The 26,319-nt window shown below is 34.3% G+C and carries 16 protein-coding genes; all 16 read right to left on the minus strand.

Annotated features, from left to right (window positions below; all coding sequences use genetic code 11):
* Positions 1-72 precede the first annotated feature (72 nt).
* Positions 73-1,737: an alpha/beta fold hydrolase gene (locus GBO31_RS12210; protein WP_219008628.1), complete on the minus strand. Its 1,665-nt coding sequence runs from the start codon at positions 1,735-1,737 to the stop codon at positions 73-75.
* A gap of 221 nt (positions 1,738-1,958) precedes the next feature.
* Positions 1,959-3,665 carry a tetratricopeptide repeat protein gene (locus GBO31_RS12215; RefSeq protein ID WP_219008629.1) on the minus strand — a complete coding sequence of 569 codons (1,707 nt, stop codon included), beginning with the start codon at positions 3,663-3,665 and terminating at the stop codon, positions 1,959-1,961.
* Between the two features lie 222 nt (positions 3,666-3,887).
* Positions 3,888-4,433 (minus strand): hypothetical protein, encoded by a 546-nt coding sequence (locus tag GBO31_RS12220; RefSeq protein ID WP_219008630.1) that lies wholly within the window; start codon positions 4,431-4,433, stop codon positions 3,888-3,890.
* Between the two features lie 32 nt (positions 4,434-4,465).
* Positions 4,466-4,852, minus strand: coding sequence for a hypothetical protein (locus GBO31_RS12225; RefSeq protein ID WP_219008631.1), 387 nt, complete (start codon positions 4,850-4,852; stop codon positions 4,466-4,468).
* A gap of 357 nt (positions 4,853-5,209) precedes the next feature.
* Positions 5,210-8,413: a T9SS type A sorting domain-containing protein gene (locus GBO31_RS12230; protein WP_219008632.1), complete on the minus strand. Its 3,204-nt coding sequence runs from the start codon at positions 8,411-8,413 to the stop codon at positions 5,210-5,212.
* A 257-nt stretch (positions 8,414-8,670) separates the two neighbouring features.
* Positions 8,671-10,326 carry an alpha/beta fold hydrolase gene (locus GBO31_RS12235; RefSeq protein ID WP_219008633.1) on the minus strand — a complete coding sequence of 552 codons (1,656 nt, stop codon included), beginning with the start codon at positions 10,324-10,326 and terminating at the stop codon, positions 8,671-8,673.
* Between the two features lie 173 nt (positions 10,327-10,499).
* Positions 10,500-12,137 carry a hypothetical protein gene (locus tag GBO31_RS12240; protein WP_219008634.1) on the minus strand — a complete coding sequence of 546 codons (1,638 nt, stop codon included), beginning with the start codon at positions 12,135-12,137 and terminating at the stop codon, positions 10,500-10,502.
* A 356-nt stretch (positions 12,138-12,493) separates the two neighbouring features.
* Positions 12,494-13,093: a hypothetical protein gene (locus GBO31_RS12245; protein WP_219008635.1), complete on the minus strand. Its 600-nt coding sequence runs from the start codon at positions 13,091-13,093 to the stop codon at positions 12,494-12,496.
* Positions 13,094-13,099: 6 nt separating this feature from the next.
* Complete coding sequence (locus GBO31_RS12250) at positions 13,100-13,771, minus strand: hypothetical protein (protein ID WP_219008636.1); 672 nt, start codon at positions 13,769-13,771, stop codon at positions 13,100-13,102.
* Positions 13,772-14,327: 556 nt separating this feature from the next.
* Positions 14,328-15,095 (minus strand): N-acetylmuramoyl-L-alanine amidase, encoded by a 768-nt coding sequence (locus tag GBO31_RS12255; RefSeq protein ID WP_219008637.1) that lies wholly within the window; start codon positions 15,093-15,095, stop codon positions 14,328-14,330.
* A 671-nt stretch (positions 15,096-15,766) separates the two neighbouring features.
* The gene (locus GBO31_RS12260) at positions 15,767-16,477 is read right to left on the minus strand and encodes a hypothetical protein (protein WP_219008638.1); all 711 of its coding nucleotides are present in this window, start codon (positions 16,475-16,477) and stop codon (positions 15,767-15,769) included.
* A gap of 292 nt (positions 16,478-16,769) precedes the next feature.
* Entirely contained in the window at positions 16,770-17,231 is a 462-nt protein-coding gene (locus tag GBO31_RS12265; protein WP_219008639.1) for a hypothetical protein, read from the minus strand.
* A 59-nt stretch (positions 17,232-17,290) separates the two neighbouring features.
* Positions 17,291-20,749: a DUF4157 domain-containing protein gene (locus tag GBO31_RS12270; protein ID WP_219008640.1), complete on the minus strand. Its 3,459-nt coding sequence runs from the start codon at positions 20,747-20,749 to the stop codon at positions 17,291-17,293.
* A 125-nt stretch (positions 20,750-20,874) separates the two neighbouring features.
* Positions 20,875-22,815, minus strand: coding sequence for a DUF4157 domain-containing protein (locus GBO31_RS12275; RefSeq protein ID WP_219008641.1), 1,941 nt, complete (start codon positions 22,813-22,815; stop codon positions 20,875-20,877).
* A 115-nt stretch (positions 22,816-22,930) separates the two neighbouring features.
* On the minus strand, positions 22,931-24,391 hold the full coding sequence (locus GBO31_RS12280; RefSeq protein ID WP_219008642.1) for a DUF4157 domain-containing protein: 1,461 nt from the start codon (positions 24,389-24,391) through the stop codon (positions 22,931-22,933).
* Between the two features lie 41 nt (positions 24,392-24,432).
* Positions 24,433-26,319: DUF4157 domain-containing protein (locus GBO31_RS12285; protein ID WP_219008643.1), on the minus strand; the 1,887-nt coding region annotated here is incomplete at its 5' end.

Here is a 26,319-nt window from a genome sequence, read left to right on the forward strand (position 1 = left end):
ATGCTTAATATACAGATATTTTCTTTATGTGTTTTTTGGAATTTGTTACTTTTTTAATACTCAAATATTTATTTAGCTCATCAAATCAGAAGGGCTAATTTCAAACTCTTTTTTAAAGCACTTAGAAAAATATGAAGGACTTGAAAACCCAGTTTGAAAAGCTATTTCTGCTATTGTACTTTGTTTACTCATCAATAATTCTTTGGCTTTGTGCAATCGGATTGAAGAAATCAACTGATTTGGAGATTTATTGGTAATTGCTTTTAATTTACGCTGCAACTGTCTTTCGCTAACACCAATTTCTCTACATAGAATTGTAACTCCATAATAATCATTACTTAAATGACTATTGATGTTCTGGATAACCCTTTGCAAAAAAGAGTCTTTATAAGGATCTCTAACTTTAGGAATATTAGGGATCACTTTTTCTGACTTTTCCTTTTTCGTGGCTGTGAATAAAAGCATGGAAGTACCTAGTTCTGTTTTAAAAACCGTTTTATGACTTGTAAAATCAATATCTACACCAATGAGCAAGTTTTTTACTGTTTCAGTAAGTATAATTTGATTTGGGATTGATTGATTTGCCACAAGCTGTACAAAATCTTCTGTTTCTTCACATATACAGTCTATAACAGAACATTCTCTGATATCAATTCCTATAGAAATTTGAGCATTAAAACTTTGAACGGCTTCTACAAGTTCTGTGCTACAATGTACTGCCTTACTTGGTCCTTCAAAAGTTATGGTAAAAGAACTCTTCGTATCGATAACCAAATTACCTTTATAGGTATTTGCAAATTTCTTTACCAAATTTCTAACTGAATACTGATATGCCTCTGCTGCTTTTAAATGACCTACCATAAACGTGTACAGCTTTCTTTCATAAACAGGTTCTGAAGCTACTTTTATAGTATCTACAAAGGATTTTATTTCTTCTAAAACTTCTTTGGTATCACCTGCCCAAAATAAATGATCATTCCCTTCAAGTTCTACTAATCTCGAACCTGGAATTCGATCTGCTATAAATCTTCCTTCTTCGATCTTAACATCAATATCTCCTTTTCTCTGTAATAATAATGTTGGGACTTTTATAGATCCTAAAATATTAATAATATCTACCTGAGTATTCATTTTAGTAAGTACCATTGCAGCTCTTGGGCTTGCTCCGGATCGAAAGTAGTTTGCTAACCATTCCATAAATCTTTCGTCTTTTGCTTTTGAAGGCGCCAGAGATTCTAAGTTCATAGCACCACTTCCCCAGTTATTCTCAATCATATCATACACTTCCTGGCGTTCCTGATCAGTAGGTGCCCAAGGATACTCTTCAGAATATCTTCTTTTCGCAAAAATTCCAAAAGCAATCAATGAAATTACCCGATCCGGATATGTGGCACTAAATAAGGCAGAAACACTTCCTCCTTCTGAATGACCAAATAATATCGCTTTTTCTGATCCAGCAGCATCCATCACGGCAGTGATATCTTCCATACGTTCTTCTAACGTTGCAAATTCTACTACTCTATCAGATAAACCTGTTCCTCTTTTATCAAAAAGAATTACTCGAGCAAACTTTCCTAATTCTTCAAAAAAGTCTACCAACTCTGGACAAGACCACATTAAATCGATATTAGAAACCCATCCTGGAATGTATACCAAATCTACAGGTCCTGAACCGAATACCTGATAAGCGATATTTACATCTCCACTCTTTGCATATACTGTCTTTGGTTTTTTCATTGCTGTCGTATTAAGAAGGTTAATAAAAAGTCGTAAAACTCACTTCTGTAAAACTATAAAACAACAACACCAAACCCACAATAACAGTAAGTACAAAGTGTATACGACCTGCTCAAAACTGTTAAAAAAGCGTATACATTATGTAGACAACACATGATTAATGTGTTGATTGTCAATTTTTTACAATATAGCAATTATAAAAACTTTATAAATAGAAATAATTAGACATTCTTCTTTTCAAGTTGTACCAAATAGGAGAAAATTTCTTGCTCTGGTTCTAATTGCAACTTTTTCCGGAGGCGATATCTGGCTGTTCTGGCACTGTCTGGAGAGATTCCTAAAATACCTGCCATCTCTTTTACATTTAGATTTAATCTAATCAGAGAACATATTTTTAGATCGTTGGTACTCAGATCAGGATGCTTGGATTTTAATTTGGTATAAAAACCCTGATGTGCATCTTCAAAAAATCGACTAAAATCTTCCCAATCTTTATCAATACTTACATTTTTCCGTACGATCTTGTTGAGATCAGCAATCAATTTTGTCTTCTCTACGGTAGGAGATTTTTTAATTTTTTGTATTGTTTGCTGAATGTTTTGTACAATTTCATTTTTCTTAATAAAATTCAACGTATATGTACTCAGCTCCTTATTTTTAAAATCTAATTGCTGTTTTAATTCCTTTTGCTTTAACTCTGAGTTTTCTAATTCTTTTTGTGTCAAAGCATGAGCAGATTCTAAAAGTTCTTTAGTTTTTACGGCTAATTGATTACTTTTTTTAGCTCGTTGCACTGAAATGATATAGATAAAGCATCCACTAATTGTTATGATAATCACACTAAGTATCAAAATAAGCTGAATAATATCATCTTTTTTCTCTTGTGCTTTAAAAGATACTAACTCTTTATCCTTTTTTTCGAGTTCATTTGCAAATTCGATATAGGCAATCTGCTTCGACTTTTCCAAGTTAAAAAGAGAATCTCTAAGCACAATATATTTATCATAGAAATAGTATGCTTCTTCAGGTTTTGCTTGTAGTTTTTTGATTTCCTTTAATTCTTCATAAGCAAATAATTCATACTTTTTAAGATTGTTTTCTTTGGCCAATCGCAATCCACTACTGATTTCTGTTACCGCCTCATCTAGTTTACCGGATAGCCTTAGAATTTTACCATGAATTATAAGGTTATTTGTTAATCCATCAATATCACTCACTTTACTACCTAAATCTTTAGACTTGTTGATATGATAATACGCTTGTTCAATTTCGTTTTTATAGAGATACAGAATTCCTAATTTATTGTGAGCTTCTGCAATTCCATAGGTAAAACCGGTATCTGTGTGCATTTTTAAGGCATCTGTAAGATACTTCAATGCTTCATCATACTTTTGCTGCTCTACCAAAGACGTTCCTATTTTGGTAAATGTGGTTGCTATTCTTCCTTTTAAACCTAAAGCTGTAAATTCGTTGATAGCCCGTTCATAATATTGCTGCGCTTTTTTGTATTCCTTCAGGTCTGAATACACCATTCCAATATTAAGCGTGGAATTGGCAATTCCTTCTTTATTATTTATACTTTCATAGGCTTTATAAGAATTGTTTAAAAATAGTAAAGCTTGTGTAAGGTTTCCTTGTGCCCAATATGCTACTCCTATTACTCGATTTGCTTTGGCAATTCCTTTGGGATACCCTAATTTTTCGGCTAGTTGTAATGCTTCAGAACCAAATCGTATGGATTCATTAGCATCCATAATCCAATATTCATATCCAATGGTATTTAAAAGATTCACTTTTATAGTGTCTTCATAAGCATAGGCTTTTGCCTTGTTCTTTAGACTATCAATCTTTTGAGGTTTTTGAGAAGCAAATGAAGAAGTATGCAACAAACATCCTAAAATAATAAAAACACTTAGGTTTTTACTCATAAAATTTCGCTTGGATAGATATGAGAGCACCTCAAAAAACTTCATTAAAATCAGGGTTATAGGAGTAATCGGTTTAGTATAAAACAAAACTAGTTATCATTTTTTTAATCTTATCGCTAAGAATTGTTAAAACCTATATGAAACTACAGGTTTTGTCAACATTGTAATAAACCCCTAATTAAATTAATAAAAAATCATCTTTTATAGCATAGTCATCTCACGTTATAGCGAAACTCCTATTAATATTCCAGCACCAACTCCAGCTATACCTATTAGAACTTTTTCAAAAACAGTTTTTCTTCGTTGTCGTTTTGCGGCTTTCTCTACCAGTTCTAAACTAGTACTAGCTTTATCCAAACTGTTTATAGTGTACTCTAGTGCTTTTTGTGTATGATCTAAAGTAGTTTGCGTTTTTTGATAAACTAATAAATCTAGACTGTCGCTCTTAGCAAAATTAAAATCCAACCTACGTTCTAAGTCCATATTTCTGCGTAATGTCTGCGTATATTTTTCTACCAGCTCTTTGGTCATTCGATCCTGATCTATGGTACTTTGATATACGTTTTTGATGGCTAAAAATGACTTTTTATTCACTAAAAAAATATCCGCGGTTTTAAACATATATAAGCTATCCTTTTTAACAGTCAGTGGTTCTCCTGAATGATCTGCATAAGCAGCTGGAATCTGGATGACTCGTAAAGAATCTGCTACTTGACTATAGAGTTTAGGCATTAAAAAAATGAAGATGAAAACAATTATTTTATTCATGGTATATTAGTTTATAGTCAGAAATTTTACTGTTATTGATTTAATCCGAATAATCCTTCTAACAATACACGATCTTTTGTTAATTGATCATTTGTTTGCTGAATTGAGTCTTTAATGTTTTGTAATTCGTTCCAGTCTTTTGCATTTTTCTTTTTAAAGGCGAACAAAATAGAATCTCGCTGATGAATCAGCAAATCTTTTTGAGCCTTCATTTGCTTAAATTCTATTCTAGAGTTTTTTAAAAGATTTTTGGTAATAGTAAGTGTGTCCTTCGATATTTCCAGTTCTTTATTTGCCTTTTCCAGTTCTGTGGTTAGTACTTTCCAATTCTCACTACTGTTAAAAGTCATATAACCAATAATGACCAAAAAGATCAAAGCTACTATTTGAAGTATGGTACTAATATTTATGGTTTTCACATGTTTAAATTTTAGTAATTATATGATAATAAATTAATTATAAAATTGAGAATCCCGATAGCTATCGGGATAACCACTCTGTTCTCTCATTAAGAATTTTAAACATTCTCTTTTGTTAAGTAATTTTTAAATTTCTTAATGTTCGTTTCATCTGTTTATATTTCTATTCCCCATCAGCGTTACCAAAATTATAAATACATTTTTGACTAATCTAGAACAAAAGCGGATAATCCGTGTAAATTTCCGCCAGAAAATAATTGCATAAAAAAAGCCCTGAACATCATATTCAGGGCTTCACCCCATGTGTAAATCAATATTAATTGATTTAATCTAATAATTACAAATTCACTTTATGTATTATCTTTTTATTAATTGTTTCATTACACTTCCTTTTTCTCCTTGTATTCTAATAAAATAAGGTCCATTTTCTAAGTTAGCTACATTCAGTTGTAGATCACCTTTAGAACCACTCTTAGAAGATGTTTTCACCAACCTCCCATTGATATCATATATTTCTATTTTGTGTAACCTAGTTTTTTCCGAGTTTTCAATATGAAGTATGTCAACTACAGGATTTGGATATATTGAGATTCCATTAAAAAATTCAAACTCTTCTGTGCTTAGTGTTGGATCTACCGTAAGCTCAAAGCTACAGCAGATTTCGGTACCACTTTCATCTACTGCACAAAGTGTAACGGTTGTAATACCACTAGAAAGTAGTGTTCCTGAAGCAGGATTCTGAGTAAAACTTACCAGCGGATTAGCACAAGTTCCTGTCGCTGTTGCTTCTCCAATTGCAAAATAATCCGGTAATTGATACGTATCTGTTCCTTCATCTGATGCTACAGTCTGATTAGCTGGACAACTAATTTGTGCCACTGAAGGATCTTCTACTATCACTTTAGCATAACATGCATCTATTTTACCATTAGTGGTAGTTACTAATAGAGAAAAGAAATTCTCTCCAAGGTTCGCACAATCTAATGTAACCGACTCTTCTATTCTATTAACAGTATCACTTACATAAAGTAATGCTTTTATATCATCAACAAACTCATCTGGACTCAATAGTGTCTGAATTTCTTGTGTATTAATATTGATCGTATAGATTTCAGAACAACCAAAAGTAGTTCCTGCTACAAATTTTCCGTTACCTACATACTCTAAAGCTTGCGCTGTACCGTTACATCCACCTTCTCCTCCTTGTAAAAAAGAAAATAAAGGTGTTACCGTTCCATCTGTAATTTCTATATCATATAGATCAATTTCACTTGTATCATCATTTATATTGGAATAGATCAATCTATCAGAGTCATAGTCATATCCCAACCCAATTCCGCCACCATTGTTGGGTGCCATAGTGAGTAAAGTGGTAGTCATTGTAGATATCTCAAGTGTATTAATCTCTCCATTTCCATACGAAATATATAAGGTTCCATCGGATCCAAATACTAATGCATTTGCCTTAGCATTACTATTTGCAGCAGCGATATCTCCTAAGTCTTCAATGATGGTGTTTGTATTAAGGTCATAGAGATAAAGCGCTCTATTACCAGATTCTGGTGAATCTGCGATAAGATAAACTAGGCCATTTAACGGATTGTAATCTATGCTAATAGTATTGGATAAGGAAGTATCTCCATAATTACTATTTTCAATAGATATAAGATCTGTGATAGGATCATAATTGTAATGTGCAAGATTATTTTCTGGCGAATTGAATCCAGGAGCAAGTGCGTAGAGTCCAGGTGCTGTTTCGGGTTGTATGATTCCAACACCTAATAAAATAGATTCAATAGGACTACATAAGCTTGAAGAACCTCCATCAACATCTTGTGGATTGATAGTCACTTGACCATTTTGATCAAGTTGAACGGTAATATCTTGGCAAATCGCATCAGGGAGATCATCATTTAAAACAGTTATGTCAAAAGAACAACTCGCTATATTACCACTACTATCTTTTGCAAAAAATGTATTAGAAACAGTTCCTGTCTCAAAAAAGTTTCCAGATGCTAGTCCATTAATTAAAATAGGGCCTGTAGCGTAATCATGAAATTCTACAATGAACCTTGTGGATACAGTTCCTCTAATATCATTCCAAAGACCAGAAGATGCTATTATACTAACAAAATCTTCATTCCCTACATTGTTCGGTTCACCTGAGTTAAAATTTCTAAAAGTTGCCGGTTGACCACTCTGCCATACAAATGTATCTTCTACATCCTGATCGTTAAGGCCAATCATTACATTATTGATCGAATTCTCCGTTAAAAAAGTTTGTATAAATTCATTTTCTTCAGCATTATTGATCGTAAGGATATCCAAACGCTCTTCTTGCGCTTTTTCAAAAACCTCTGAAGCGGTCATTGTCTGATCTGATATGAAATAAGTACTTGTTCCAAAAGTTCCTAATAAGGTAAAACCATCCAGAGCTGCTGGAATTTCTGAAAAACTACAATCAGAAACTGCTACTTCGTAGGTTACTACGTCTGGACAATCCAGTATTATATTTTCTGGACAGCTAATAACTGGAGCAGTGATATCTTCTACCGTTACCATTGCCGTACATGTGGATACATTCCCAAGAGTATTGGTTACCGTTAGTGTTACTTCATTGACTCCTATATTAGAGCAATCAAAACTACTAGGGGTAACAGAAAGAGAAGCAATACCTACTGTATCCGTAGAACCAGCATCTACCTGCGTAGCAGCTATTGTGGCTGCTCCTTCTTCATCTAATTGTACTGTAATATCCTGACATTGCGCTACTGGAAAATCATCCGCCAATATGGTAACTATTGCAGTACAGCTCGCAGCATTACCACTTATATCAGTTACGGTTAGCGTAACTTCGTTATCACCCAAATCTGCAAACCCAAACGTATCTCTGCTTAAGGCAAAGCTATCAATCGTACAATTATCAGTACTCCCTGCATCTAACTCTGTAGCGGTAATCAATACTTGACCATTTCCTTCTAGTTGAACCGTTATGTCCTGACAAGCTACTATTGGCGGTAACAAATCAACTATTGTAGTCACAAACGTACAGTTGGTTCGATTTCCATTTACATCATCCTGGAAAATTGTTCTTTGAAAAGTACCTAAATTATTACAGCTAAAGGAACCAGGACCAGTTACTCCAACACTTCCTACAACATCACAATTGTCACTACGATTTATTATAGCTCCAGTAACAAAGACATTACTACTAGCTCTACCGTTTTCATCCAGCTCTACAGTTATATCCCTGCATTCCAAAACAGGAAGTATGTTGTCCTCTACTGTAACCACTGCAGTACAACTATCACTACCTCCATTTCCATCTGTTACTGTTAAGGTAACTGTAACAGGGGTATTCACATCCGCACATGTAAAACTAGTTTGACTAAGGGAAAGTGTTATTCCATCGCCATCTGGATCAGAGCTTCCATTATCCAAAGATGCGGCATCAACCACAACATTTCCTGTTTCATCTAATTGTACCGTAATATCCTGACATATGGCAACTGGATTTGCGTTTTGACCATAATTCCAAAAGGATACTAGACAGAATATCACTATTATGAAGTAATTTTTTTTTGTGTTTTTGTATTTTTTTTCCATCTCTTACATTCTTTACGTTTTTGTTTTCATTCAATTAGGGTTATCATTTCTTTTAGAACGTATCTTACTTTTATGTTTTTATTTTAGATCTCTATTCATACTTGTTCTAGTAATATTAGGCAAAACTAGTTTTCTCTATAGCTCGCATGTGTAACAATTCCGTCAAATCCCAGCATTAATGCGACATTATACCGCTATTTCATCGGTAGGTTTTAAAGTTTCGTGGGGCTTATTCCAAATTCTTTTTTAAAGCACTTTGTAAAGTAAGAAGGGCTAGAAAAACCAAACTGAAATGTGATTTCTGTGATACTATATTTGTATAACATAAGAGCAGATTTTGCTTTATGCAATCGAATAGTGTTGATAAGCTGCACTGGTGACTTTCCTACAGTATCTTTTACTTTTCGTTGTATTTGCCGCTCACTTACACCTAATTTTTTGGACAAAATCTTTATTCCAAAATTGGGATCATCTAGATGGTTATCAATAATTTGTAATAAATTCTCCATAAAGGAGTCATATTTGGGAAGTAAATAAAGACTCGATGAGCTTTTACTAGTATTCTCAGCTACCGCCTTTTCAGAAAGGATATAAAGTTTAGAAGTCTTATATGATTGGTAATCCAATATGGAGCACTTCTGAGTAAACTGATAATTAGTCCCTGTCAATAATGATTTTATGGGTTGACTTACAAAAACTTGATTCCTATGTGCTTGGGCAATCATCATTTTAATCAAGTATCTATCACGTGAATCTAATCTGTCCAAAGAATTATGAAATGCTTCTTTTAAATATATTCCTATGGTAAAAATGATATCCATTTGGTGTAAGCTAGTTTTCAGATGGTTTGCATATGAAATCGCATTCCCAGATGAATGAAAAGAAGCCAATAAAATATTCTTTTCTTTATATAACATTCTACCTCCAAATTGATAGGTCAACTGTTCGATAACTTGATTTCTATCACTAATCTTTAGTGGAGAATTCAAATGAATCAATACTATAGTTGTTAGTCTTTTTTTTAACTTTTTTACAGGTTTAGTTTTTTTAATAAACAAAATCATTTCATCCAGAACTGCTTGCGTATTTCCTACCCAGAACAAATGATCATTTCCTTCAAACTCTACAAATTTTGCATCTTGAATATGAGCAGCTATAAACCTACCTTCTTCTACCTTTACATCAATATCATCGGTACGTTGCATGAGCAGCGCAGGTACTTTTATATATTTTAAAATGTCCACTATATCTATTGTGGTATTCATTTTAGTAAGTGTTAAAGCTGTACCAGGACTTGCTCCTAATCTGAAATAACTATAGAACCAATCCATAAATTCGTTGTCATTAGCCTTGGATGGTACCAGAGATTGTAAATTCATCTCTTCACTTCCCCAGTTGTACTCAATTGTATTATATACTTTTTGATGCTCTTGATCTGTTGGTGCCCAAGGATAATCTTCTGTAAAACGTCGTTTTGCAAAAAAGCCAAAAGTCATCAAACCAGTGACACGATTAGGATAGGTAGCACTAAATAAAGCGGATATACTAGCACCTTCAGAATGCCCAAACAATATTGCTTTTTCGGAGTGTATGGCATCCATAACCGCTTTGATATCTTCCGTGCGTTCTTCTAATGTAAAAAACTCATTAATTCTATCGGATAAGCCTGTTCCCCTTTTATCAAAAACAATCACTCTAGCCACTTTTCCCAAGGCTGTAAAAAATGTAACTAATTCTGGGCATGCCCACATCCAATCTATATTAGAAATCCAACCTGGTACATATATAACATCTACAGGACCAGATCCAAAGACCTGATATGCAATATTTATATCACCGCTTTTGGCATATTGAGTGGGTGGTTTCATAAAGGCATTTCTAATTATAATGACGATGTTCTCAACAGCACTTTTGTGCATCATACTCTTGTAACAAAGAACATAACGAAGTCAATTAGAAACAAAAAAATGGGGGTCTCAAAAGCGTGACAGGTTTTACAAAAACCTGAAATACAGATAATTACAATGTCGTATTAATACTATTAAGAAGTCTTTTTTTGATCAAGAAATTCAATAATATCTTCGCTTGATGATAAGTTTAACTTCTTACGTAGGCGATATCTATTAGACCTAATGGCAGGTAATGTGGTGTTCAAAACTTTACTAATTTGCGAACTGCTTAAGCCTGCTTTCATCAAGTAAATAAGCTCTTTATCTTTAGGAGTTAATATTGGGTAATTTGTGTCCAAATATATTTTAAAATCCATATGTACTTGATCCACGTAGGTTTTTATATTGGAAACTGATTTCTGAGAGGATTTTTCTGAAAGTAAATCTGCTGATAAGGAACGTAAAGCTACTTGTCGCTCCTTTTCATTTTGGAATGTGATGATCTCTTTGATATCATCTAAGGTTTTATTGAGTACTTCTTCGGTGATAGAGTTTTCGATCACTACTTTTTTGAGCTCGTTTTCTCGATTCGCTAACGCCAAATCGGATTTTAGTTTTTCCACTTCTTTTAGTTCGAGCTCTTTTTGTGCTAATTGCAATCGCTGTTTGTTATTTTTTCTTACCAACAACAAGGTTATAACTCCTGCTATAATGGCAACCAGAAATAAAACCACATATAATGTCTTCTTAGATTTCTCATTTGTAAGCTCTACTGCAGCAATTTCTCTTTCTTTATCAAACTTATGGTTTAGTTCTAATTCGGTTATACGCTTTTGTTCTGCTACATTGTTTACTGAATCAAAATACACCTTATAAAGTGCTTGATAGGTATACGCTTCTTTATATTTTTCTAAATGATGTAATGCTTCCGCCTTAAACTTATAAGCTCTTACCAGTTGTAGTTTCTTTTCTAAGAATTTATTATAGTAAATACTTGAATCTACTGCTTTCAATGCTTTCTCCCAGTCTTCTAAGAATCCATAGGTAGAAGCCAAATTGGCATAGGCGATTCCCATTCTGGGATAATTATTGGGATCACTTAATTTTATAAATCTTTTATTAGTTTCTAATGCTTTGTCATATTTCTTTTGGGCTTTATAAACCGTTGCAATATTTGATTCTGCGGTTAAAATATTGTTCTTAGTAGGATTAATTTTTTTTGCTCTTTCGAACATGAATAGGGCAGAATCCAATTTTTTAGTCTTGATATAAATAAATCCTAAACTATGATGAGTTAATGCAAAATTTCTTGGGGTACTATGTTTTTCTTGTATTTTGAAGGCCAATCGATAATACTTTTCGGCATTGGTTAAATCTTTTAGTCCTCGATAGGTGTAGGCCAGCTCACCATAAACAATCCCTAAACTTATAGAGTCTTTTATTTCTATACTATAGTTTACTGCTTTCAGTTGCTGTTCTAGTGCATTTGAGAAGTTTCCTCTTATACTTTCTACAGCGGCAAAACTTTTTAAAACTGTAAATTTTGTCTTTTTATAAAATGCTGAGTTTTGATCAAGTTTTTCAATTTCTTTTTGAACATCTTTAATGATAACTACTGCCGTATCTAGATTAAAACGGGCCATTCTTCCAGCTAAATCCAACTTCCCATTGATTCTTAAAGAATCTGATTTCGCCTGTTTAATTTGTTGCTTAAGAGCCTCTGAGATACTATCTTTTTTTACCGTTTGGCTCTGTGTTAGGAATGAAAAACAACACAGAACAACTAACAAAAGGTTTGTTTTGAAGAAAGAATACACATCCATATAAAAAGCTTTACTAAAGTTTTAACTCGATGTTATTTTTCCTAATTGATTTTGAATCACAACAGCAAAAAAAGTGTACTTACATGATCAAAAGGTTTCATAGAAATCAACTACCAAGATATAATTAAAGAACATTAAAATAATAAAGCTACTTAATTATTCTGGTCAAAACTAAATCAGTTCTTAAAAACATGGTATAACATAAACGCAAAAGACTTGTAATATTCCGACATTTAGTATGGTAAAATGATAATCCTATCAAGTAGATCGTATACATATATTTACGTACAACCTAAAAACCCCTTCTTACTTAGATCGTTTTTTTAAGGTTTTTCCACATTCTTTTCTTCTACTTTGATTGTATACTTCTCTTTATATAAAATCATCAGATTACAAAAGGAGATAATAAATCCTGCAGAAAATAGATAGCACAAAAACAATAATACCATGAGCTGTATTCTATTAGTCATAATGCTTTCTTTGGTCCAAGCCTTTTCAGGATCTCCTAATAGAATCATCATTTGTTCATTTCGTGCAGGTAAAAATCCATGTGAAGCTTCGAATGCCTCAAAAGGATTGGTGTCTTTAAACTCATTCCCAATTACGATATCTTTTTTTAGATAAGGTAATGTTTTTGCTTCTCTAGTAAAATGATAGGCTGCATAAGTTCCTATTAAAATGAGAATAAAATTAATGGATAATCGCATCCACGTTTGAACCATTTTATTTTTTAAAGAATATAGAATCAGGAAACCTGCTAGTGCTGTAGCAATGAAAACTCCAAATTTCATCAAAAATGCAGTGTTATCATCTGACGCATACCAAGATGGTAATGGGATAATAAATGCTCCTGCTACCGACGCTATCCAGGTACTCAACAAGGTGATTTCTTTCCAAACTTCTTTTAATTTTGTCACTAACATGATATTTTATTTTGGGGTTTGTAATACCAATGTTTTTTCTTCTTCTCCGCTACTACTCATGATAAGATGTAGTTCTGGTACTCCTACTCTGCCGTCTTTTTCTAGCCAAAATAGATAATACCCAGGCACAAAATCCTGAACAGCGTTCTGAGTAGGTTGGTTAAACCGAAATCTTTTAATATCCTGTCCCTGCTCAAAGGACAATTTTCCGAACACAAAAAACCCTTCTTCTTCATTTGAATTTACAATTACTTTAATTTTTGTTGTTGCGTCATTTTTAGCAGTATTATTGATAGTTTGCAATTTGGCATCATAATCCTGATAGATTGCATTGATAAGATATTTCTTATCAGAAATCGTTTCATAATTTTTGACCATATCACTTAATCTCCTTTCTGTTTCTTTTAGTGTTGCTACATATTCTGGAGTGAGTGCATATTTATCATTGCAATTTTCCAATACTGGAAATAGCTCTTCACTTTTTAATTTTAATTTTTCATAAGCTTCTTTTACATTAGGCTCTTTAGAAGCAGTAATTTTTTCCTGTAGACTTATCAGGTTTCTTTGTGTATTTGACAACACTCCTGTAAGGTCTTTGTTTTTAGGTCCGTAGCTAGCACAACTATAAAGTAGTACTGTAACTAACACCAGCGTTACTTGCGTTTGAATTTGTTTCATTTTAAGGGAGTTTTAATGAATCTTAGGGATTATAACATTTCTCATAAGAAATAACCGTATAAAACTGTCTCTTTTGATTTGATGCTTCGTTACAAAATTTATCGATAGCTATGGCTATCCATAAATTTTATGCCTTGCCTGAACTCAAAATAGCTCAATTTAGTATCTCAGTAATTTCATATTAGAATTGGTATTATTTTGATTCAAAATTACAGGGAATTACCCCTTATCTTATATTACAAAAACGGCAAATTGAAGTAATTTTCCGACTTTTGATAATAAATATCTATCCAAATTATTTTTCATTTTCTTTGCTTACCCAAAGAAAACGAAACAAAAGAAAAGGCACTTTTTCAAGGTGTTTTTTAGTAATACTAAAAACCAGGTTTACTTTCCTAAAATTCTTCCAAGGTTTCAAAATTTTTAAACGTAAAATAAATCTTATACTGGTGAAAAAGATTTTCAAAGCTCTGCTTTGGAACGTTGTATTAATTGAATATCATAATTAGATTAATTGTCCTTTTTTTTAAACTTATTTCTAGACAAAAACAATAAACTATAATTGATTAATTAATTTATCCCAATCAAAGGCAGGACCAATATCCCATTTACCAGAAGGTCTATAATTTACATGAGATGTAATTCCTCTGAAATTTACTAATTCTTCTTCTGCCACAATTCCATATCGTTTATCTTCAGGTAAAAACATTGCAGGAATATCATACTCAGCAGTTAAATATCGAAGTAACAAAGACAAGCTTTTGTATTGTTTGGCGGTGTGAGTAGCAAAGTATTGTTCTCCTCTAAACGGGATATCTAATTGAGTATAAAACTGTGTTTCGCGTATATGGCAATACACATCATTGTCATTATAAACAGTCACCAAATTATCTCCAATTCTTTTCAAAAATCCAATATTCGACATTTCGATGGCGATGGTTCTTCTTCCTCCATTGGTGTTTCCTCCCACAGCTCTGGAACCTAAATGATATGCCCAAAAAGCGGAAGACCACATATTAAGAATTGTTCCATTTCTAGCGATAATAAATGGTACCGAAACTCTATGGTTTGGTCTGGATAATGCTGCTACATCTCCTTTTAGATAACCAGCCGTATAATGCAACACAATTTGATTTTTAGTATGTTTCTCTTTTACATAAAAAGAAGTGTCTCCATTTTTTGTGCGGCATTGTACATATGGCATCTTTTCGTGACTTCCTTTGATCGGAACCGAACTTGGTGTTAAAACAAATTCCTTACCAGCTGTATCTCTTCCAGTATCAAAAAAGTTTTTCTCATGCTTGGCAATACTCGTAGCTTTCATACCTTATTGAATTTACAATTATTAATACCCCAAAATTACTGGCAGTTCTATACAATCGCTATCACAAAAACGGTAAATAGAGGGAAAATTGCGACAGTTTTTTCCAGATGATTTTGAAGCAATAAAGTTTCTTTGAAAAATTACATTGCGTCATTTGGTTATATTTGATTTTTACTTTCTCCTCATTTGTCGAAATCATAAACAAATTCTTGTTTTTGGCTATTCAGGCTATGAAGCTGAAGCCGCTTGTATCGTAGAAATGTCTTCTTATAACTTCCTTGTAATTTTTCTTTGTCACTATCTATGTATGGCATAACTACAAGCAGTAGGTAGTTCCTTTATAAAATCTACAACCGTTATAAAAAGGGGTTTGAAATTCTGAATTGTTTTCATAATTATCTATTTTAAAAGGTTTATAATTTTACAGCTAAAGTAAATTGGACAAGTAGGCATCCCCAAAACAAGTTCTATGAAAAGGAAAAAGAAGAGCTAAAAGGGAATTATGTACCATGAAACATTTGCTGATTTTGACTTTTGAACGTCTTGCAGGATCATGAATAAATCGATTTTAATAGGTATATCTGCAAAAAAGACACTTTGATTACATCTCTAGCATTGATTCCTTTACAATATGTAGAAGAACCAGTAAGGTAGTACTGGGATATGTATCATCACTTGTTTGAGTTTGATAATACATCCCGATCTGTAATTTTTTTCACAACTTCATGTATATCCTTATCAATTCTTCCTTTTACCAACCAAGCTACTGCAAATGCATATACTGCTACCCATTCTAACCAAAAGGTATATGCAGGAAATACCTCATCCATATTGATTTTTAGGAGTTTTTCTATTGCAAAAATTACAATAAGCGCTCCTACTGATGCCCATACGATCATACCACTTCTGCGAAACAATCTATTTCTGGAGGCCGAAGCATTATGATTTAATATAAATTTGTAAAAACTCATATATCCCAATAGAAAGAAGAAGAAAGCTGCGCTTAACAAATGGATAGCCCCTAGAAGTCCATTAGATTCGTGACCAAACAAATAAGGGGAATCTGTAAAAAATAAAGTTCCAAGTGGGTTTTCTGATTTGGTGGGAACCAGTACAGTTACCAAAATACATATTCCTGCAATCGTTGTGATCAAACGATCACTCATGAGCTCTCCATCTTTTTTCGGATATCCTCTATAGTTTATTAAGATCAAGCCAAAAGCTGATAATATTAAAATAAAAAACACACCTCCTGTGGTATAATAATAATGACTCATACTAGAGAGTAAATCTTGATGCGCTGCCAGAAGTAATAATGGCAATGCCAATCCCAAAATTCCAATTGTTTTTCTAAGCGAATACATTGATTTTTTATCTTCCATGATATACTTATTTATGTTACTTCAAAAGTAGTATCACAAGACACCTAATGGCTATCACAAAACCGGTAAATAGAAGGAATTTTGCGACATATATTTACAAGACCTAGTAGAATTCAAAAACCTAACGGGTCCGCCTTCATATTCTTTTCTTAAACTTTTACTTAAGCCACTCCAAAGTTGCAAACTTCGGAGAGCCCTTAGTTTGTAGATATCTATAACTTTGCGAATGTCTGTGACTTCGCTGTTGTCTTTCGGTGATCACAATCAAATCATTTCTAACCTTCAACCTATTTTACTTCTCAGGGGGTTTATTTGCAAGATCAATAAATTCCTGAGATGCTAAAGGAGTTTCTATAATTGCCCAGGAATCCAACCGGTAGTTTGATAATTGGCGAAAAGGAGGAATGGATGTATCTTTTCTCTCTGTCAGAATCTGAATGGGATCTTTTTCTAGAGCCTGTTGCATACCTTTGAATAACAAATTGTTTAAGGAATCACTGCCCTTAAGATCCAATCGTAGCTCATATTTGGTTAGTGGTTTTATTTCTGGGATTTCGATATTTGGGAATAATTTTTCATCTATAAGATTTTTCATGCTTACCTTATCTAAAGTGGTTGATACCTGCAACGCTACTGTATCTCCAAGCCCAGTTACTTGAAACTCGGAATTATAAGATATTAATGGAACTCCACCTGGTAAAAACATAACAAAATCTTCTTTTTTTCCAAAAAAATTGGTCGCTATTTGTTTCATATTTGTTTTATTAGTTTCATATTATTTTAGCGAGAATAACAAACTTACTATCCTAGCTCTTATTCCCATCCTTGTTCTCCTTCTTGAACGGTAGACTTCTTAACTTTTTCCAGATATTTCTCAAAAGTATCTAAGGTTTCTTTCTTTTTTCCTTCATGAGAATACAGTTTAAAATTCTCACATGCCGCTAGTACTTCTTCTGAAATTCCATTTTTTCTAGCCTCTTTTTGGGGAATAGAATCTTTAGTCCCCACTTTTTTAATGAGCTCGAGGATTTCTCGCTCATAGGCATCTCTATACAATATCCAATCATTATCTCCCTTTTGTCTACGAGTTAAACCATTGTATACTGTGTGAAGATATGTCAATGTATTGGAACCCATTTTTTCATATAAACCCCAGGAACGATCCACATTAAATTCTGCTCCAGCTTCTGCAGAAATACCGATAGCACCTGTAGAAAAAAGAGGGACTTCACCAAACGGTAAGGAATGTGAATGGGATTGCGAGGCATTTAGTCGAAAATATTGAAGTTGGTAATTCCCCTCTGTCTTTACCCAATCCCACTCGAGTATAACATTCATAGTATTCAAACTTTCCAACAGACTGGCTTGTCCCGGAGCCTTTTGAGCATTCTCATATTGTCCCTTTAAATAGTTGAAAATAGTTTTAGCTTTATGAAGTGGTGTCTCTTCCTTTCCATAAAACTGTTCAATATCAGCGATGCTATCCCGAAAAGATGCTAAGCTAAGCTCCGAGAAAGAAAGGCTAGGTAATTGTACTCTAAAATTACGATAGTCGCCGTTGTTATCCGGATTCGCATCATTTCGAACTTCTGTCTCGGTATAACTACCCATAAATTTTCCGATTTCGGGAACTTTTATAGCCACAGATTTTCGTATTGCCGAGGTAGCTCCTTCCTTTTTGACGGTTTTCCCAACTTTGTTATCCTTATAGAAAGTGGTTTTCTTTTTTGTTTTTTGCGCATTACCTTTGACCATTCCCCATACTCCACTCGCTTCGACTTCATGATTTTTTATACTATCTTTTACTTTTATAGGTTTTTTGCTTTTTAATGCTTCCCAATTAGCGGCATCCTCATTTGCTGCCCTAATTTCTGCTTGATCTTCATCCGTAAAGCTCTCCCCCTTCTCTTTAAGATAGGCATTCTGTAAACTCATTCTAATTTCATAAAGTTGTTGCATAATTCGTGCTACAAAGTGCTTTAAATCATCATAAGTTCCTGTAATCCCTATACTTTTACTTATTTCATATCTCGCACTAAGAAATCTCCAGAGCGCAGTTATTTTTCCTGCTGTTCCCAAAGTTAATAACCCTCCTGCTCGTAAACGTCGATCATCCTGGACATTTATGGATCCTCTTAAGGCTACAAATATACTCGCTCCCAACTCCAGAAATTTAGCCAAAAGATCCACTGTAGCTCCCATAGAAATCTTAATTCCTAAGTTGGCACTTGACACATCATATACGGTGGATGCACCCAGAACTCTTTGAAAAAGGTGTAATAAAGCTTCTCCCCCTTGGCTAAAATCAAATTGGCCTGTAACAGTTTGAGCGTCTTCTTTGGCATCACCCGAGATAAAAAACGTGATCCCTTGGTTTTCTACTTCAATCGCGGCTAAATGTTTCCCAAAAACTTCTTCTGCAGCATTCTTAATGGTCATATCTACAAGACTATCAAAAGTATCATGTTGCGTATCAATAGCATTCTCCCCCAGATCCTGCGCTAAATTATTAATATGTAGGAGTAGGTTTTCTTTAATAGTATCCACAGTTCCACTTTTTCCGTCTATGAGTTCCTGAAGTATTTCTTCATCAATCAATGCTTCATTTTCAAGCTTTTTAAAATACTCCTCAAACGGTTTATGATAGGTATATCTCAGTTTTTGTTCTTCTCCTATGAACAAAGCAAAACTCTTTTTAACCTTTTTGAGTTTTACCAGATTTGCTTTTGCTTCCACCATGGTAAGCTCTAATTCATCAGGGTCTTCCAGTTCTAAAAATGTACTTTGTTTTGACTCATTATCCAATTCAATCTGAAGATCCTCGAGTTCCTTGTCTTCCTCTGATGATTGCGTGTTTTCTTGACCTCTGTCGATGGAAAAAGTAGTAAGTTCTTTTAAAAGTTCTTCGTCATCATATTGTTCTATTGGCGATGTTAACAACTCATTGATTTCTTCTATATGCTCTATTAATTCTGCAAACTCCGGTGCAATTTTTTGTTCGTGCTTTTCGAGAAGAGGAATGTTTCTTTTTGCCAGAACAATAAAATGTTTTAAATAATCAATAGTCAGGTCTATAAACATAGAACCTACTGCTGCTTTTGCCTCGAATACTTTTGCAGACCCTCCCAGCACGTTGGTACATTTTAGAACTGCTTCACGCACGTCCTCTAATGCCTTTTCGACTGGATTATTCTGATATGTAAGTTCATTTTCTAACTCTTGATCCGCTTGAAGGGTTAATTCTGACAGATCATGATCTTCATTTTTAGTTTCGTTTTTACTTTCTTCTATGTTTAATGCCTCCAATTCTAATTCGAGTTCTAGCTCTTCTTGTGGTGATAAGGCTTCAAAATATTCGATTTGATCATGAACCCCTAACGTAGAGAGCTCTTTAATTACTTCGAGATATAAATAACTAACAGCTTTGTCTTTGTTACTTAGCTTTCCTGATTTCGCTTTTCTGAACAACACTATTTTTTCCTTTATTGTTTGGAGAGCTTTTATCGTATCTTCTTTATTGCCATTTGAATTTTTATGATACTGAGCAACTGCTACATCAATACTTTTAAGAGTTGGAGATAATTTTATGTTTCTTGTAATAGGTAAGATACTAGTAATTCGTTTCCATTCTTTCTCAGACATTAAACGCTGGATTACAGGTCGGGTTTGAATTATATTAGGAGAAGACAGCGTAGTACCATGAGATTTTGAATGAACGTCTGCACCAGAGTTCTTGGGCATTTCATCTTTCGTTTTTATTCTTAATGCCTTTGCACCCATTACATCCGCCTCTTTTTCTAACTTGACATCATCATTAATAGGTGTTTTCCCTTTAAACTGCATGGTAGGTTTTACTCTGCCTTGTTTTTGTTGTACTACATGCCAGGCTTCGTGAGGCAAATGTTTTTCTTGTCCTGGTGCCAAGTGGATATCCGTACCTTGGGCATAAGCAAGAGCTCGTAGTTGAGCGGGTTTGTTGGAGTTGTAATGTACTTTCACGTCATTCATGCTATACCCAGATAGCGTTTCGATGCCTGCTTTTAGTTTATCGGGTAGGCCTGTATTATTTCTCCCAAATATTTTTTGATCGGTTTTTTGTTGGATAGGAGTATTAGGATCACCACCACCTATAGCAGATCGCAGCTTTCTTTGTGTTATGGTAGCCGGTCGGTTATCAACAATCATGGCTTCGCCTCCGGTACTGGGTTCTTGTTGTACACACTGCCCAGTTTCTTGTTGGGGTTCTTGGGTTTTTTCTATAGATGCTTTCATTGTTATATATGTTGTGATACAACTCCCTATGGAATAATTGTATTTAAATCTATTGGTTATCTTTTTAAAAAGTAAGCTTAACCTCGGTTATATCTAGGTGTCATTAAGTAAAATCCCTATTGAACTTAAATCATTTCATCTTGGAGAGACTTATTCCTTCTTTCCACCGCTCTGTTCCATTCTTCGTTTAATGTTTTATCTAGATTAGCGATGTCATATATTTTTACATCCAATTTTGTTAATAGTGTCCTGTCTTCTAAAACAATCCCTTGTTCTCCATCAATTGTTAATGCTCCCGGTAAATTTTCTTGCCCGTCATCCAGTCCTAATGTCTTTCCAGGTGTTATTGTAGGTGCTTTCTTTCCTCTCAAAACCATCATGATCCATTTTTTATGGTCGTTAGAAATTACTCTTCTAGAACCTGGCTTTTCCTTTTTAAGTCCTACATCTGCAACGATACTATATTCATTAACCTCATCCACTAACTTAAAAAAGAATTCTTCCCAATCTTTCGCGATGTTCACATTCGAAAGATTTGGCCTTGCTTCGTACGGTAATGCTAGTATCCAATCTTCGACCTTTGTCTTAGCCAGATGAATTAGTAAGTTTTTTGGGGATGCATCACTCCCTAAATAATTAGAACTACCTAATTGCTGAGCTAGTAAATATTGAATTAGTAAAGTAACAAATCCCACCATAGCATCTACATAACCATCTAGCTCCATTATGTCGTCTAAATCTGTTAAATCATATCCCTGATCAACATTCCTACTCAATAGCTGTTCTATCTGAGTTCTTTTACTTTTAGCAATCTCTACAGGTTTTTTATACATTGCTAATATCGCCTTACCTATTGGTGATTTCTGCACTCTTTCCATATGTGCCATGCGTTCTCTTTCTTCTGTAAATAAGGTCGGGATTTCGGAAGGAAGCACTCCCGAAGAAGTTTGGAGATAGACATGTGGATGAAATTTTGAAATTTCTGTAACGAATGATTTCAATTCTTCATCCTTTTCTACTAATTTATGAAGTGCCTTAACAGGTACTCCGGTATACAAATTAGGTGTTGGGGCAGATAAAGAGTTAGAGGTCTTTTGTAGCGATTTTTCCGAGGCATCATTCGCATGAGTTTTAAGAGCTCCAGCAATATTTTCCATAGTTTTACCTGAGGATTCTTCTCGTTCTTCTAAGGCTGGTGTTCGATATTCTATGTTGGACATTGACGGAAGTTTATCACTATTGATATATCCTTTTTTATACAAACTATTAATCAATTGTCGATGTTGTATGGAATGATTTCCATGATCTGCTGTAACTTCAAAATAACCGTTTTTATCTTCCCCGTAAGACCTCCCATAGCCCAATCCCCCTCCTAAATACCTTTCGATTTGAAAAAGATCATCTTCTGTAATTCTGGAATCTGTTTTTTTTACTATTTTTTTCTTGGGATTCCCATATACAGGAATATCTAATTCTACCTCAAATCCAGTCTTTAGTTGTACCGGCGTTTTACTATTACTCAAACCGCCATGATCCTGTAATTTTAATTTCGTGTTGAATGATGGTTTTTTTTGAAGAGCTTTAGCACCCATCAAATCCGCCTCTTTCTCTAGCCCTGTGTCGTCATTAATAAAAACTTTACTCTTAAGTTGTCTAGTTGGTTTTACCCGTCCCTGTTTTTGTTGCACCACATGCCAGGCTTCGTGAGGTAGATGTTTCTCTTGCCCTGGTGCCAGGTGGATATCGGTACCCTGTGCATAGGCATGCGCTTGTAGTTGGGTTGGTTTGCTGGAGTTGTAATGTACTTTTACATCATCCATACTATAACCCGATAGGTTTTCGATGCCGGTTTTTAGATTGTCTGGTAAGCCTGTGTTGTTTTTCTTTCGTTGGATCGGATTATTGATGTCATCAGCACTTCCCATCGCAGATTGTAATTTTCGTTGTATTGCTATAGCCGGTCGGTTATCTGCAATTGCAGCATTTCCACCGGTACTGGGTTCTTTTTGTACCCGTTGTACTATGTCTTTTTCGGAATTTTGTACATTTTCTAATGGTGCTTTCATTGTTTTTTTACTTCATTTATTAAAATTAATAGCTGTTAAATGCACAGATTATAAATCCAGGTGATCCGGATATTCGCAATAAAACACTTGGTAGGATCAGCATAACCAATGCTGTTTACAAATTAGTCCATCCTTTCAAATTTTTTATAATTTCTGAATCCATGTATTCCCCAATATTGTCTTTAGTTATATTTTTCAATTCGACATATTCTATAACTTCTGGAGGGATAACCTTATTTATTTTCTGTGTACTATATACAGCGTCTTGTATATCTGGCACCCATGCTTGATCGGCAAATTTAAATCTTAAAACAGCGACATCGTCTGCACGATCTTTTGAGTTAACATTTGAATATTTGGTAATATATTTAGATATAGTGTCGTAGGATATAGTAGCATAAACATCCTCTCCAGAATTCATTATTTCCATATACTCAGTTAACTCGATGATTTTATGTAATTCTTCACTTGTTAAGTTTTCATTATCCTTGGTTTCTTCGAAAATAGGCTTTACTGTCCTATACCAAAATTGTGATCTAGTGAGTTCCGTAAATTCTCCATCAAGGAAGCCTGATCGCCCAGCAGACCTGGGAGGAACAAGTCCATCTTTTCTAATACTAGGGAGGTTTTCTAGTTTGGTAACATGGTACCTGTATTCTAATGAGGTAAATCCTCTTCCCGCATTTTTCAAATATTCAGTTACTGTAACAATTACGTCCTCCTTACTCCCTTCTAGAGTCCTAGGAAAATTAGCCCCGGTTAATTCATACAATGAACCATTTTCTGCTATACTTAAATCTAGAGTATCTAGAAGTTCTGGTGTAATAATTCTTTGTAAAAACTTAGGCATTTCTTTGCCTCCCCATTCTACATAAAATTCTTTCAATTGATTTATATTTTCTATAGCAAACTGCTCTTCTAGGCAAATATTGATTTTAAGTTGTATAGGTGCACCTGTATTTACTGTATCTGAAACTACTCCCTTTCGATTATTCAAAACGTCAAAACGATCTTTTATAACATCTTTACTCTGGAAAGAAGAATTCTTAGCCTCGGTATTATGATTTTGTCCAAACTTACCTTCTAAAGCTTTTTCACCCATCACATCCGCTTCCTTTTCTAACACTCTATTATCGTTGATGTTAACCTTGCCTTTTAACTGCATCGTAGGTTGTACCCGTCCTTGTTTTTGCTGCACCACATGCCAGGCTTCGTGCGGTAGATGCTTTTCTTGTCCCGGTGCCAGATGGATATTGGTGCCTTGTGCATAGGCATGGGCTTGTAATTGGGCCGGCTTGCTGGAGTTGTAATGTACTTTTACATCATCCATGCTATAGCCGGAGAGGTTTTCGATACCGGATTTAAGATTAGTTGGAAGACCTGTGTTATTCGTCCTTTGTTGGATAGGTGTTTTTCCCTGTTCAATATTCTCTATTCCTGATTTTAATTTGCGCTGTAGTGTAGTAATCTGTCGGTTATCCTGAATAGTAGCACTTCCATTGGTAACAAACCCTTTTTGTGTTCCTAGAAGCACCTTTTCTCGTGGCTGCAGAGTGGTATAAATTTTCGACCTCATCGTTGACTATCTATTTATAAATTAATAACTCCCTATCTGTTTTAAGATTCTCCTTCAAGAATATTTTTAACTTCATCTAGATACTTAATTGTTTTTTCTATAAATGTTTTATCTTGACTTACTGCTTCATCTAGTTTAGTAAATAACAGGTTCATTTGTTTTATATAGAAAGGTTTTTTGATTGACTTTTTTTCGAAAGCATCTTTAAGCAATGTACTTGTTTCTTTTACTTTTTCTTTTAATTCTTCCCATTCTGGCAATGGAAGCGAAAAATCGACTTCAGAAGTTGTGGTGGATTTCATACGTCTTTCTTTTGCTAATTCCCATTCATTTCTAAGCATTTCTGCGATCTTATCAATAGCGTACGGATCATCTATTTTAGAATTATTATATCGATCTTCCAGGACAATACCATGCTGTCCACCAAAACTCAACTCCCCACTCTGACCCTCATCTTCTTTATCCAACCCTAAAGGATTTCCTGAATTTATAGTTGTTACTTTCTTTGTAGTTTGATTAAACAATCCTAACACCCAAGTTGTCGGATCAGGTGATAACACCTTTTTAATATTTTGTTGCGATTCTCTAGGTTTTAATTTCCTTCTAGTTATTAAATCGTGCTCTTTAATGACTTTTGGTAGTTTGATTGATAATAGCGTTTTCCAAAATTTACCTACACCTTCTTCTGCCATGAATGGTCTTATGGCGTCTGGCAATGCCCGTAACGAAGTCTTTACTGGAGTTTTAGAAAGATACGGCAACAGGGCTTTGGATGTTACACCTTCTGACAAATAGTTAGTTTGTTGTAATTCATATCCAAATATATATTGTGCTAGTAAGAGGATCCATCCTTTAACCGCTTCTATTTCTTCCTTTGTGACATTTTTATTTTGCTTAGAGCATAGTTTAACCACTAATTCACTTAATCCTTTTACTACCTCTACTGAACTTATTAAAATATCAGCTATAACAGAAGGAGTTGGTGATTTTTTATTCTTTATCATCCTATCACCTCCTTCTTTAAAAAACTCCTCCATTTCTGAAGGTAAAACCCCTGTATTTGTCTGTATAAGAATGTTTGGCTTTATATTTGTAAGTTCCTTTATAATTTTCGTACCCTCAGAATCACCTTTCAATAATTTTTCTAAAGATTCTACAGGAACACCGGTATAAAGATTCTCAACAGGTGATTTTAACGTATTCATCTTGTTGCTCGTAGCCTTATTAGCAGTATCCTGAGCATGATGTTGTATATCACCAGCCATTTTATGAAACCAATAATTTTCTCCTCTCTTTCTTTCTTCAAATGGTCTACTTCTATATTCTATATTAGTCATTGCCTCAGGTTTAAATTTATCCCAATTCGATAAATATCCTTTTAATTTTAAATGCTTGATTAAGCTTGAATGTACTGTTTGATATTCTCCGTGATCGGCAGAAATATCATACAAATCATCCTGACTCACTCCATATTTGACTCCATACTTCAATCCTCCACCCAAAAAATTTCGTAGCTGTTCATAATCCGTGCCTGTTAGTCCTTTTCCATAAGATTTTTTACTGAAATTTGGGGCATTTGATTTTTCATATTCAACCTTACCATATACGGGTACATGTAATTCTAGTTCTATGCCTGTTTTTCGTTGGATAGGTGTTTCCCTGTTCACAGCACTACTATTGGTCCATTTTTTTTGATTATCAATATTGTGGCTTTTATTTTGTAGGGCTTTTACTCCCATAACATCCGCCTCTTTCTCTAGACCTACATCATCGTTAATAGGTGTTTTTCCTTTAAACTGCATGGTTGGCTTCACCCGTCCCTGTTTTTGTTGTACGACATGCCAGGCTTCATGCGGCAAATGCTTTTCTTGTCCAGGTGCCAGGTGGATATCAGTGCCTCGTGCATAGGCGTGTGCTTGTAGCTGTGC

The organism is Aquimarina litoralis (assembly GCF_019295435.1).
GTDB lineage: Bacteria > Bacteroidota > Bacteroidia > Flavobacteriales > Flavobacteriaceae > Aquimarina > Aquimarina litoralis_A.

Coding starts and splice junctions, on each gene's coding strand:
- GBO31_RS12220 (WP_219008630.1), bottom strand. CDS start 4,433: ATGAATAAAATAATTGTTTTCATCTTCATTTTTTTAATGCCTAAACTC.
- GBO31_RS12215 (WP_219008629.1), bottom strand. CDS start 3,665: ATGAGTAAAAACCTAAGTGTTTTTATTATTTTAGGATGTTTGTTGCAT.
- GBO31_RS12260 (WP_219008638.1), bottom strand. CDS start 16,477: ATGGAAGATAAAAAATCAATGTATTCGCTTAGAAAAACAATTGGAATT.
- GBO31_RS12235 (WP_219008633.1), bottom strand. CDS start 10,326: ATGAAACCACCCACTCAATATGCCAAAAGCGGTGATATAAATATTGCA.
- GBO31_RS12245 (WP_219008635.1), bottom strand. CDS start 13,093: ATGTTAGTGACAAAATTAAAAGAAGTTTGGAAAGAAATCACCTTGTTG.
- GBO31_RS12275 (WP_219008641.1), bottom strand. CDS start 22,815: ATGAAAGCACCATTAGAAAATGTACAAAATTCCGAAAAAGACATAGTA.
- GBO31_RS12280 (WP_219008642.1), bottom strand. CDS start 24,391: ATGAGGTCGAAAATTTATACCACTCTGCAGCCACGAGAAAAGGTGCTT.
- GBO31_RS12265 (WP_219008639.1), bottom strand. CDS start 17,231: ATGAAACAAATAGCGACCAATTTTTTTGGAAAAAAAGAAGATTTTGTT.
- GBO31_RS12255 (WP_219008637.1), bottom strand. CDS start 15,095: ATGAAAGCTACGAGTATTGCCAAGCATGAGAAAAACTTTTTTGATACT.
- GBO31_RS12250 (WP_219008636.1), bottom strand. CDS start 13,771: ATGAAACAAATTCAAACGCAAGTAACGCTGGTGTTAGTTACAGTACTA.
- GBO31_RS12210 (WP_219008628.1), bottom strand. CDS start 1,737: ATGAAAAAACCAAAGACAGTATATGCAAAGAGTGGAGATGTAAATATC.
- GBO31_RS12270 (WP_219008640.1), bottom strand. CDS start 20,749: ATGAAAGCATCTATAGAAAAAACCCAAGAACCCCAACAAGAAACTGGG.